Origin of the sequence: Psychromonas sp. SP041, assembly GCF_000470315.2 — a bacterium.
In the GTDB taxonomy this organism is placed as follows: domain Bacteria; phylum Pseudomonadota; class Gammaproteobacteria; order Enterobacterales; family Psychromonadaceae; genus Psychromonas.
In genome coordinates, this window is sequence record NZ_CBRF02000004.1 from 124,368 (window position 1) to 136,820 (window position 12,453).

At 36.5% G+C, this 12,453-nt stretch carries 9 protein-coding genes; 5 read left to right on the plus strand and 4 right to left on the minus strand.

Going from position 1 to position 12,453, the window contains the following annotated elements; genetic code table 11:
* The first annotated feature begins 4 nt into the window (after positions 1–4).
* The 3 genes from SP041_RS03710 (at position 5) to SP041_RS03720 (ending at position 4,873) form a co-directional block, all read left to right on the plus strand.
* Positions 5–784, plus strand: coding sequence for an AraC family transcriptional regulator (locus SP041_RS03710; protein WP_025562693.1), 780 nt, complete (start codon positions 5–7; stop codon positions 782–784).
* A 163-nt stretch (positions 785–947) separates the two neighbouring features.
* The gene (gene putA, locus SP041_RS03715) at positions 948–4,127 is read left to right on the plus strand and encodes a bifunctional proline dehydrogenase/L-glutamate gamma-semialdehyde dehydrogenase PutA (RefSeq protein WP_025562692.1); all 3,180 of its coding nucleotides are present in this window, start codon (positions 948–950) and stop codon (positions 4,125–4,127) included.
* Between the two features lie 11 nt (positions 4,128–4,138).
* Entirely contained in the window at positions 4,139–4,873 is a 735-nt protein-coding gene (locus SP041_RS03720; protein WP_025562691.1) for a hypothetical protein, read from the plus strand.
* 216 nt (positions 4,874–5,089) lie between these two features.
* Here SP041_RS03720 and SP041_RS03725 read toward each other — a convergent pair whose 3' ends face one another.
* The 4 genes from SP041_RS03725 to SP041_RS03740 form a co-directional block, all read right to left on the minus strand.
* Positions 5,090–5,812, minus strand: a complete 723-nt coding sequence (locus tag SP041_RS03725; protein ID WP_025562689.1) for a YebC/PmpR family DNA-binding transcriptional regulator — start codon at positions 5,810–5,812, stop codon at positions 5,090–5,092.
* Positions 5,813–6,005: 193 nt separating this feature from the next.
* Positions 6,006–7,679 (minus strand): FapA family protein, encoded by a 1,674-nt coding sequence (locus tag SP041_RS03730; RefSeq protein WP_025562688.1) that lies wholly within the window; start codon positions 7,677–7,679, stop codon positions 6,006–6,008.
* A 142-nt stretch (positions 7,680–7,821) separates the two neighbouring features.
* The gene (locus tag SP041_RS03735; RefSeq protein ID WP_025562687.1) at positions 7,822–9,456 is read right to left on the minus strand and encodes a protein adenylyltransferase SelO; all 1,635 of its coding nucleotides are present in this window, start codon (positions 9,454–9,456) and stop codon (positions 7,822–7,824) included.
* Positions 9,457–9,591: 135 nt separating this feature from the next.
* The gene (locus SP041_RS03740) at positions 9,592–9,942 is read right to left on the minus strand and encodes a RidA family protein (RefSeq protein ID WP_025562686.1); all 351 of its coding nucleotides are present in this window, start codon (positions 9,940–9,942) and stop codon (positions 9,592–9,594) included.
* Between the two features lie 252 nt (positions 9,943–10,194).
* Between SP041_RS03740 and SP041_RS03745 the strand changes: the two genes are divergently transcribed.
* Both SP041_RS03745 and SP041_RS03750 read left to right on the plus strand, forming a co-directional pair.
* On the plus strand, positions 10,195–10,731 hold the full coding sequence (locus tag SP041_RS03745; RefSeq protein ID WP_025562685.1) for a DinB family protein: 537 nt from the start codon (positions 10,195–10,197) through the stop codon (positions 10,729–10,731).
* 503 nt (positions 10,732–11,234) lie between these two features.
* On the plus strand, positions 11,235–11,768 hold the full coding sequence (locus tag SP041_RS03750; protein WP_025562684.1) for a hypothetical protein: 534 nt from the start codon (positions 11,235–11,237) through the stop codon (positions 11,766–11,768).
* The last annotated feature ends 685 nt before the right edge of the window (positions 11,769–12,453 follow it).

Consider the following 12,453-nt stretch of genomic DNA (forward strand, 5'->3'; position numbering starts at 1 on the left):
CATTATGAAACCACCTGACCCAGGACCTGTCCGTCCCGTTGAAGTTATTACTTTACCCAATGAAGTACAACAGCATGATCACGATCATCATCAGTTAGTGATTGCATTAAAAGGCTATTCTGAATTTAGTATTGAGGGACTACAAAACCTAATCGTACCTGGACAGGGGTGTATTGTAACGGCTTCATCTGGCCATGCATTCAACGGTATTGGAGAGTCTGAAATATTAACGTTAAACCTACCTAATCAAAGCAGTTTAGATAAATATACCCACGAACGTATTGAGCCTATTTTTAACAATAATCATTATTTTAAAATCGATAATCAGTTTCAATGTTTATTACAGTTACTCGTTAAAGAAATCCGTCAATCACCTGATGATTTATTGGTCACTGATGCCTGTAAAAACACTATTATTGCTTTACTACAGCGTCACGTTAATACTGAATATCCTCAGAAGCTAATACCAAGAAGTAGAATCAATATGGCGATTATTGATAATTTCATTATTCAGCAAATTTCTACTAAAATTACAGTCGCTCAGTTAGCGGGCTGTGTCTTCTTAGGTGAAAGCCAATTTCACCTTCTTTTCAAGCAACAAGTTGGTCTAACTCCTCATCAATATATATTGCAGATGCGTTTTAATTTGGCTAAAGAGTTATTAGAAGATAATTCGTTAACCTTAGCTTCAATCGCTAGCGCGAGTGGCTTTGCAAACCAAAGTAGCTTTACGCATAGTTTTACAAAGCTACAAGGCACTTCTCCTTCCAAGTTTCGCCATTAATCTTTATGTGACGTTTGTCACATAAAAAATCTCATCGTACTTTTAGACATATCAATCGTAGTTTTTGATAAGAAATTCTATTCAATTAGAAATACTATCGAAAATTAGTCATATTTATTTAACATAGCCTTAACCAATGCTATGACTTTTAGGAGAATTGCTTATGTCATCATTTATTGCTGTAGATACTCTACGTGAAGATTTTATAGAGTCTGACTTAGCGACGTTATGGTCTCTAATATCACCATTGTATATGGTGGATGAGTCATTTTGGTTACAACAGCTATTACCATTAGCGACACCGTCAAAGGATGAGTTTAATTTAATTAATGATCATGCGGCTGATTTGATTAAACGTGTGCGTAAAGATAAGAATGCAGTGCATATGATTGATGCCTTATTGGTTGAATACAGTTTAGATACCAAAGAAGGTATTTTACTGATGTGTTTAGCGGAAGCATTAATGCGTGTGCCAGATAAAGAAACGGCTGATGCACTTATTAAAGACAAGCTAAGTGTTGCTGATTGGAAGTCACATCTTAAAAAATCTGACTCGGTCTTTGTTAATGCGTCAACGTGGGGATTATTGTTAACAGGTAAAATTGTCAATATAGAGAAAACCACTAAAAAGAATGTGACTAGTGTGCTTGGTAACCTTGTTAATAAGTTGTCTGAGCCGGTGATTCGTCAAGCAATGAATCAAGCAATGAAAATAATGGGACATCAGTTTGTACTGGGTCGTAGTATTGAAGAGGCACAAAAGAATGGTCAGTCTTTTATCGACCAAGGCAGCAGTTATTCATTTGATATGTTGGGTGAGTCAGCTCTGACAGCAAGTGATGCTAAAAAATACTTTAATGATTATATGACAGCCATTGAATCAGTAGGGCATAGATCGTTAAATCAAGCAGATCAAACCAACGCTGCGACTGTTTCTATTAAGCTTTCTGCATTACATCCTCGTTACGAAGTCGCTAATAGAGAGCGAGTTATGACAGAGATGTTTGATACGGTGTTGTTACTCATTGAAAAAGCACGTGAATTAAAAGTAGGTTTAACCATTGATGCAGAAGAAGCAGATCGGTTAGAGTTGTCCTTGCATTTATTTGAAAAATTATATCGTCATCCTACAACACAAGGTTGGGGAAAGTTAGGCATTGTTATTCAAACATACAGTAAGCGCGCATTACCTGTATTGGCATGGTTAGCTGCTTTAGCAAAGGAACAGGGGGATGTGATCCCTTTACGTTTAGTGAAAGGCGCTTACTGGGATACTGAAATTAAATTATCTCAACAAAATGGTTTTGCAGACTATCCGGTGTATACACGTAAAGAAGCAACTGACGTTTCTTATCTTGCTTGTGCTCGTTTTCTATTAAGTGCACATATTGAAGGACTTATATACCCTCAATTTGCGACTCACAATGCTCACACCGTTGCTGCGATAACAACAATGGCACAACATCAGTCTTATGAGTTTCAACGCTTACATGGCATGGGAGACGCTTTATATTATCATGTGATGGAGATGTTCAAGAGTAATGTGCGTATCTATGCACCAGTAGGTAACCATAAAGATCTTTTACCATACCTAGTAAGACGTTTATTAGAAAATGGTGCTAACAGTTCATTTGTGCATAGACTCGTTGACGCTAATTGTCCTATTGAAGAGTTAACAGAGCATCCAGTGGATACTTTGTTAAGACGTCCTACATTGCATAACAGTTTGATCGTTTTACCACCGTCTATTTTTACTGATAGAAAAAACTCACGTAGCGTTAATATTGATATTGAAAGTGAGCTAGCGCCGTTAGAAAAAGAAATTCAAGCTTTCGATGGACATTATTGGCAAGCAGGACCGATTGTCGATGGTGTAATGCATACTGATGCGGCACATGATGCAACTTTACAGCGTTGTACTGCACCTTATGACCGCAGCATTGATGTGGGTTCAGTTTTGTTCTCAACGCCTGAGATGATTGAAACAGCCTTAACAAGCGCACACAGTTATTATGAATATTGGAATAATACTGAAGTTGATCAACGTGCTCAATGTTTATATAACTTAGCTGACCTACTTGAAGAGAATATGCCTGAATTGATTGCGTTATGTCATCAAGAAGCAGGTAAAACAATTCATGATTGTATTGATGAAGTGCGAGAAGCAGTAGACTTCTGTCGTTACTATGGTCAACAAGCTATTTACAGTCTTTCATTCAGTGAAGCAAATGTGAGCTTTGATAACATCATTCAAGAAGTTCGTCGTAAAGGTAAGGGCGTATTTGTTTGTATCAGCCCATGGAATTTTCCGTTAGCGATTTTCCTTGGCCAAATTAGTGCTGCGTTAGTCACTGGTAATACTGTGATTGCAAAACCTGCTGAACAAACGTCATTAATTGCAGCGCGCGCTGTATCATTAATGTTAGAAGCGGGGTTCCCAGAGCAAGCCATTCATTTGTTAACCGGTAATGGGGCTGAAATTGGCTCTGCTTTAACGTCTGATACACGTATTGCGGGTGTTGTATTTACAGGTTCAACAAATACTGCTCAAGCAATTAACCGTAATTTAGCTAAAAGAGACGCTTTACCTGCGACTTTTGTTGCTGAAACGGGCGGTCAAAATGCCATGATTGTTGATAGTACTGCATTACCAGAGCAAGTTGTTCGTGACGTTGTTCGTTCTGCGTTCGCATCAGCAGGTCAGCGTTGTTCTGCATTACGTGTGTTGTTTATTCAAGAAGACATTGCTGAACGTGTGATTGAATTAATCAAAGGCGCAATGAAAGAGTTATCAGTTGGTTTACCTTATTTACATAGTACGGATGTGGGGCCGGTTATTGATAAAGCGGCTAAAGACAAATTGACTGAACATATACAAAAGATGGCTAAACAAAATACGCTATTAGCACAGGTTGAACTCAACGATAGTTGTAGTAAAGGCGACTTTGTTCCACCAACGGCAATCGAAATAGATCATTTAGGGCAACTAACGGAAGAGCAGTTCGGTCCTATCTTGCATATTATTCGTTTTAAATCATCTGAATTAGAACAAGTAGTCGATCAAATTAATAATACTGGTTTTGGTTTAACCATGGGTATACACAGTCGTAATGAAACAACTTATACGCAAATTGCTAACTCAAGTCGTGTTGGAAACTGTTATATCAATCGTGACCAAGTTGGCGCGGTCGTTGGTGTACAACCATTTGGTGGGCAGGGGCTATCTGGCACAGGACCTAAAGCTGGTGGATCACGTTATATTCACCGCTTTACTAAGCAAGTATTAAATTCGGTTGTGATGGATACTGATAAAACAGATCCTATCAATTTTGAAACAGTATAAAGGAGTTAATCATGTCTAAATCAATTCAAGATTCAAATGACCAACAATCAACATCAGTCATTAAGAAAGCAACATCAGCATGGTTAACTTGGAATGCGATTGAGATTGAACAACGTATTACATTAATCAGCCAATGGAGCGAACTATTAAAGTTGCAACACAGTTTAGGGCTATTGCCGGGGCAAATGGTTGATTTCCATAGTTTACATGCTGTACCGCTTATCTCTTCAGGAGAAGAGATGCCAGGTCCGACAGGGGAAAGCAATGTATTAAGTACTTCTGGACGTGGTCCTTTTGTGATCATGGCTGAGCAAGACGCACCTATCGAAGCATTTATTGCGTTGGTAAGTTGTGCGCTTGTGGCAGGCAACAGTGTGGTAATGGCTGCACTACCTGAACATGAAGATATAATCAGTACGCTTGAGCAAGTTTGTACTTTTTCTGATATTGAAATGCCAATTGTTACTGTAAAAGATAATAGTGAACTTGAAAAGGTTATTATTAATCCGTCTATTGCTGGTGTCGGTTACGTAGGCAGTGAAGCAGAAGCTATTCGTTTAAATCGAGTGTTAGCAGAGCGTGATGGACAAATTGCATTATTAATTGTGGAAACGGATTTGGAGGGGTTAGAAATGGTACGAGACCAAAGTTTAGTCTTACGTTTTATTACCGAAAAAACCTTAACAACCAATGTCACTGCGGTCGGAGGAAACGCCACCTTATTAGCATTAGGCTGTGGTGAGTAAGAGTCGATATCATTCATTACTCGTTATATTGTCGAAAGCTTTAGCAATAAGGCTTTCGTAATGAAATGTTGCAAATAAAGTACTAGTAATAAAAAAGCCACGTTATTAAAACGTGGCTTTTAGTTATTTTAGACACTATCAACACTATCAACATTATTAACGCTATTTAGCACTCATCATTGATAGTCATTAATAATGGATAATCAGTCGATAAATCTACTCAGGTATAATCCCATTATGATATACATTTTGTACATCATCGCATTCGTCTAACATTTCTAAGAATTTTTCAAACTTCTCAACATGTTCTTCAGTGACTTCAGTATCAGATTGTGGCACATAAGTGATTTCTTCAACTTCAAGCTCTGTCTCTGGGTAAATAGCATGCAATGCTACTTTTGCATTGTTAAATTCAGTGTGAGGGCAGAATACAGATATTTTACCGTCTTCAGCGACTACATCTACCACATCAACATCAGCCATCATTAATTCTTCAAGCACAGCTTCGTCATCTTCACCATCAAATACAAATACAGCTTGATGTTCGAACATGTGAGCAACGGTGCCTGGAGAGCCTATTTTTGCACCTGTTTTATTGAAACAGTTACGAACATCAGTCCAAGTACGGTTACCATTATCAGTTAAACAGTCAACAATGACAGAGCAACCACCAGGTCCAAAACCTTCGTAGCTTGCACGTACATAATCTTCTCCACCGCCACCTTTTGCTTTATCAATCGCTCGGTCAATAACATGTGCAGGTACTTGATCTTTTTTAGCTTTATCAATTAATCGACGAAGTGTTAGGTTACCGTCTGGATCAAATCCACCATTTTTTGCACAAACATATATTTCTTTACCGTATTTTGAGTAAACTTTAGTTTTAGCGCCAGCCGTTTTTGCCATGTCTAATTTTTTGTTTTGATATGCTCTTCCCATCTGAATGCTCTCTTGTGTTAAATGGATTGTCTGGAAAAAATAATGGTCAGAATTTTAGCCTGTAATGACTTCTGGTACCAGAGCCTGTCAGTGATTTTAACGATTAAGTTGATATATTTTTACTTCAGGCAATGAATTAACTGAATTTTTACAGCTAATCCATCTAACTAAATAGGTGTGTCGTCATTATTTATTATGTTGGGTGGGATATTTGTAATTGATGATTAATAATTGAAACGGTACTTGGACCATATTCTTGGGTACTTGACCAATCTTGGCTATCAACATTAACAATGGTATCACTGTATAGCTTTTTAGTTGCTGACAAATAAGTACTTTGATAAGACTGTTCTAATTTAACTTTGGTGGTCGCTAGTTTTTTTTGTACTTGATCACTTCTGTCACGATATTGTTGCTTTTCAAGGAATATTTGTTTTTTAGTTTTTTTACGAGATGCGATATCAGGTATTGAATCTGCTTTACTTTCTGCTTTTTTGAATTGATTTATCATTTTATCAAATAGCTGAATTTCTTTGATACATTTGTTTTTTATAAGCTCTAATTGTTTAGCTTCACTGATTAAATTGATGGTTGTTTTAGTGCTGCCTGAAGTGCCTACCGTTACCGTAGTAACAGACTGATGACTTTCTGTCGTTCCACCAATTATAGCTCCTTGACTCAATGATTTATTATGTACTTCTATCTTGCCTTTACATTCGGTTTTACAATGAATTAACTGACTACTTAAACTTATATTTTTGGCTACGCTCAAGCTTGCATACTGTGCAATTGTGCCTATTAAATTCCCACCACACTTTATTTCACAGCTAAAATGTTCATCTGATTTTTTGTGACGTCCAATGATTGGCATCTCCACTGTTAAATCCCCACCGCAAGTCACGTCAGCGGATTCAATTAATCCCAATACTGTGATATCGCCACTGGCTTTGACTTTCATATTTTCATGGATATCAGCTGTGATAACCACTGTACCGTCATAAATAACATTCCCAGATCTATTATCTACATTCTCTATTAACAGAACATCGTCAATTTTTATAAAGCCATCTTTATCAATTGGAATACCGTAACTAGTTGAAATTAATTGTAATGGATCATTTGGGTTAACTTTTACATTTTGATTAATGATAAAAGGGTAATCGATTGCTTTTTTTTGTTCAATGATTTCTGCAGTGACGGTTTTGCCTGGTTTACCTACAAACATCGGTATTTTTTTCATTAGGACCGTATTTGCTTTTACTGTTATTGATTGCCCTAAATCATGCATATCAACCTTGCCATTTTCCAGTAATTTAGGGGTTGGTTTACGGTGGCTCTCTGTACTGACAAGTTTTTCAAATCGGGCATTAATACCGTCAATAGGAGGTCTCCCATTGGCGATATTTATTTTATACACTTTTCCAGGCTTGGCATCTTTACAAATGTTTAATAAACCAAATACATTCTTTGTTAATAAACCAAATTTCAAACCTAATTGATCACATTTATTTTTTATGTCATTTAAGGTGATTGAAGCACCACCATGTGCTGTTGTTATCGTAGCTGAGGCGCTTAAAGCATCATCGGATATAACAATATCTAACAGCGCATCCTGTTTATCAGCGATAACAATAGGGGCAAAGGTAACTGCTTCATCCTCTGTTACATCATGTAAAGAGGCTAATGCAGTGACCGCGCTTTCGATTCCGTCGAGGTTCAATTTAAATGATGGTAAAGAGGGAGTATTTAATAAATTAATAATATCATCTGCGCTGATTTCAGTATAAATAGGCGTTATTTTTAATAATAGCTGTGAGCTATCAGGGCTTAACACAATTTGTTGAATTGACAGGCTAGATTGATTCATAAATACCTATTTAGTAGTGTTCTTGTGATTATAATAAACTAATTACTAAGAGTTCATCTTATAATTTCTCTATTTAAAGTCAATTAGATGTCACAATATGAGCTTGTTCACAAGATTATGACTCACAAGTACAATAATCAACCTATGAACTACACGATAGTGCAGAACACCCAAACTTATTCGTTGCCCAATCAGGACGCTTCATTTCAAATTGTTTATATTGCGCTTGTTGTTGATAAGGCGTTTTTAATAATTCAGACAATATTGACACTCTCGAATAATCGCCTTTTTCAGCTAACTCAATGGCCTCTTGAACTTGGAAATTACGTAAAATATAACAAGGGTTAACCTTATCCATATTTACTTTACGATCTTCATCGCTTATTGGTGTTAATAACAATCTTGATTGGTACTTAGTTAACCATTCAATGAGTATAGACAAATAATCTTCAGTTACTTCTTCCATATTATAAAAACATTCAGAAAAATGACTGGTTAACAGTTCCAAGTGGTGAAGATCAACGGTGCTACTTAAGTTAGCAAGGAGTCTATAAAATAAAGTCATATCGGTATTCACTCGAGATAATAACTGCTCTAACTCTTTACTTAGCAATAGGTCTGATTCAATTAAAGCTTCGTTTTCTTGGCTTTGTTCAACTTTAATACCCAGTTTATTACGCATCATACCTAACCATTTACCTTGATAGGTTCGGTTATAACTGGTGATTATATTCTGCAGTGGCTCAGCTTCATCGATTAATGGATAAATAGCGTTGGCAAGTTGAAATAAGTTCCACTGACCAATATAAGCTTGTTGCCCAAAGCGATAACGTTTTTCACCTGCATCAGAGGTATTTGGTGTCCAATCAAGGTCAAAGTTATCAATCCAACCATAAGGTCCAAAGTCAATTGTTTCGCCAATCAATGACATGTTATCGGTATTAAGCACACCATGCACAAAACCAACGCGCATCCATTCTACAATTAAGTGTGCAGTACGTTCACAAACTTCAGTAAACCACTTTAAATAAACTGGCTTATCGATCACGCCTGATTCCGGCACTAATGCTGGGTAATCATTGGTAATACTGTATTCAAGTGTTTGTTTTAATAAATCTAAATCACCGCGAGAAGCGGGTAATTGAATTGAACCAAAACGTAAAAATGAAGGAGAGACTCGAGAGACAATTGCACACGGCTCATAAGCGGCTCTACCGTCATAGAGTTTATCTCTAATAACTTCTTCACCGGTTAGTGTTAAGGTTAATGCGCGTGTTGTAGGGATGCCTAAATGATACATAGCTTCAGAACATAAATATTCACGGATAGAAGAACGTAAAACTGCCATGCCGTCAGCTCTGCGTGAATAGGGCGTTTGGCCAGCTCCTTTTAATTGTAAAGTGACATATTCGTTTCTGTCTTTATGCTCTTTAACTAAATATTGGCCTAAGTTAATTGCTCGCCCATCACCTAACTGTCCTGCCCATTGACCAAATTGATGCCCCCCATAATTCATTGCATAGGGTTGCAAGTTAGCTCCAAGGTTATTACCACTGATTAAATCAGCAAAGTCAGTCGAAGTTAATGCTGCTTCAGAAAAGCCTAACTTTTTAGCGAGTTCATTGTTACAACAAATGATCTTAGAATATTTTGTTGGCGTTGGTGTCACGAATGAGTAGGCAGCATGTTCAACACTACGAGATGTATTGGTTAAATTTGAATCTGCGGGCAGTGAAGAAACAAATAGCGGAGCTAATGTTGGTAGTAAATGACTCATTGATTTTCCTAACGATAACGGTGGGAATAGGGGGCGGCTTAATAACAGCTATTGCTACATAGAATAGATTAATACAATCTTTAAATAGAATAGCTGTTAACGACGATATAGTTAATCGAGCATGGGTGGTATTAACTATTTAACAGCAGCAATAACCGAAATTTCAACTAATAACACATCTCTTGCCATACTTGCTTCTACACATGCACGAGCAGGGGCAAAGCCTTCAGGAACCCACGCGTCCCAAACTTCATTCATGCCTGCAAAATGCAACGCCATATCTTTAACGTAAACCGTCGCTGATAACATATGCTCACGTGAACTACCTGATTCAATTAATAGTTCATCTACTTTGTCTAACATAGTCTGGGTTTGTTCTTTAATGTCTTTAGTGGCATCAGCACAAACTTGACCACATAAATAAACAGTTCCATTATGCTTAACTACTCGGCTCATACGTTGTTTGGTTTGTTGACGTTCAATCATTTTCACTCTCTATCGTTAATATTTTAAAAGGTTAAATAATTGTAACGTCTCAGTGTGAAAAGGCGAGCAATTTAACTTATCAATGCTAGATTTTCATAAGTCGGTTGATTGAATCACTTCCATTCAATCATTAGCATGACAGATTTTGTATTGAGCACTTTTTTAAATAGTGAAACTAAATAGGGTGTACATTGCTAAAATAATATTACAATCTCGCCATCTCTCTTAAGATCAAGCAAGGAAACCCTTTTTATGAAACTGAAGGAACATGTCTACTTAATGGCAGACTATAACCAGTGGATGAATCAAAAAATATACGAAGCAGTGAATACAATGACACCAGAAAAATATCACGAAGATAAAGGCGCGTATTTTGGTTCTGTTTTTGCCTCGTTAAATCATATTTGTGTCGCTGATACCTTATGGTTAAAACGATGCTCAGTTGTTTTACAAACATATGACGCTTATGCGCCTATTGCCGCATTACCAATGCCTGAGTCACTGGATGTGTTTCTCGCCAATAATTTTAATGACCTTAAAGATCGTCGCGTATTGTTAGATGAAGCATTACTCGAATTAACAAGTTTATTAACCGATGAAGCATTGTTACAGCCAATTAATTACCAAAATAGTAAAGGTGTTACCGCTAATAAGACGCTTTTTAATCTGTTGATGCACTTGTTTAACCACCAAACACATCATAGAGGTCAAATCACCACGCTTCTTAGTCAATCAGGTATTGATATTGGTATTACAGATTTAGTGTTTATACAGCCAAATGTGAATTAAATTTATAAAACCACCGCCTCTTTTAAGCTGTTTTTGAGAGGCTTTCGATACAGAGACTTAAGTCGGAAAGGGCACAAAGCAATTTAGTGATTTCACTTATCACTTTAATTCAAGAGATGTTATTCATTATTAAAGTCAATATAAGGTTATTATGCAACTTGAATCTGCCCAATATAAAGAAGTCCTAATAGATTTTTAAGCATAGAGTTGAACTCGTATACTTTTCGCTACAGCGTTTAAAAATGGAGACATCATTTATTCCTCTCCTTTAATTCTTTAACTGTTTTTATATACAATTTTGTTGGTATTCCATGTTTCTGTTGTTAATACGGACTTTTCCATCTATCCACATGACAGTAATTTGATTAAAAATATTAATTGTTTGATTTTATGCACGATAAACGCATTTGCATGTTAATTTTAACAAATTAAACTATTCCGATTTCCACCTGAAATATGGAATTTTTCGGTTTGATAAACTGTTATAAGCAAAGGATAGCATTGTGCCAAATTCCAATATTGAAAGTATTTGTATCCCCATAATTGACTCGGTTGATTTACTTCACGAAAAGAAGCTATTAGGTCAATGTCTTGTCATTATTTACTCTAGTATTGACGCTTTTGGTTTTCTCGACGCCGAAGAAAGTCAAGTAAAGGCAACAGGTACTACATTTAAAGATTGGTGCGATAAATATTTATTATCAAGTGGTGTTATTCCTGGTTGTTCAGCTGACTTTTGGGGCGCGCGGTGCGGAGTTCTGCATACACATATGGCTGAATCTGATCTTTCAAATAGAAATACAGTTAAAAAAATTAGATATGTAAGTGGCCCGCCAGATGATGAAAAAGTTATTCTCTTTTTAAATTATACTAATAATATTTGTGGTGACGATAATCTTGGAATTAATATCGATTTATTGGTTATTGAGTTTTTAAAAGCTACGGTTAAGTTTTCTAAAGATTTTGCCATTAAGTATCATCAATCAGATATTTATAAAGAGCGAGAGAGCAAAATATTACAAAGTAATGCAATGTAATTTGCTTATAATCGGGTAGTCGGAGGTAACTAACCTCCTGCCCCCATGCCACTCTGCATGCGGCTCCGCACAGGGCGGTTCATCTTATGATGAATAGTGAATATTAATCCACAAATTTTTTAATAATATCAAACCTTGTTTGGCTAAAAACTCATTACTGCTCGCACTATTGATCCCTTTGGTTTTCGAACTACGACAAGGGCCTTTACTGGTACTTTTTATAAATCCACAGGCACAAGAAATGACTAAACCGTTAACGGCAAATCCAATGATTAAATTCAATCGTCAATTGGTAGCCTTTGGCTTTGGGGCGCTGACTTTAGTCTGCATTCTTTGCATGTGTGTGTTTTCTTTTCTTCAAATGTCCCACATGGGAATACAGAGCTTTTAACTTTGAATGTACTTTTCAACTTTCTTTAAAGTAAAAAGCGATAATATTACGGAGAATAAAGTCATGAATAAATTCACGCTGTGCGGCCAAGATAAAGCCAATTCTTAATAAATCATCAATGGGAAATGTACTGTTTTGTCCATTTCTTTACTGAGCAGCGAGAAGTTAAGGAATAATTTACATTAACGTAAGGGCTCAACCTCTAACTCAATAACCCCCCCATGCTTAGTCTTCTAATCCCATTTATGACTCAATTTAATCAATTAGTTAATAAAAACAAAATAATCTATTTAA

Coding starts and splice junctions, on each gene's coding strand:
- SP041_RS03725 (WP_025562689.1), bottom strand. CDS start 5,812: ATGGGAAGAGCATATCAAAACAAAAAATTAGACATGGCAAAAACGGCT.
- SP041_RS03710 (WP_025562693.1), top strand. CDS start 5: ATGAAACCACCTGACCCAGGACCTGTCCGTCCCGTTGAAGTTATTACT.
- SP041_RS03735 (WP_025562687.1), bottom strand. CDS start 9,456: ATGAGTCATTTACTACCAACATTAGCTCCGCTATTTGTTTCTTCACTG.
- SP041_RS03720 (WP_025562691.1), top strand. CDS start 4,139: ATGTCTAAATCAATTCAAGATTCAAATGACCAACAATCAACATCAGTC.
- SP041_RS03745 (WP_025562685.1), top strand. CDS start 10,195: ATGAAACTGAAGGAACATGTCTACTTAATGGCAGACTATAACCAGTGG.
- putA (WP_025562692.1), top strand. CDS start 948: ATGTCATCATTTATTGCTGTAGATACTCTACGTGAAGATTTTATAGAG.
- SP041_RS03740 (WP_025562686.1), bottom strand. CDS start 9,942: ATGATTGAACGTCAACAAACCAAACAACGTATGAGCCGAGTAGTTAAG.
- SP041_RS03730 (WP_025562688.1), bottom strand. CDS start 7,679: ATGAATCAATCTAGCCTGTCAATTCAACAAATTGTGTTAAGCCCTGAT.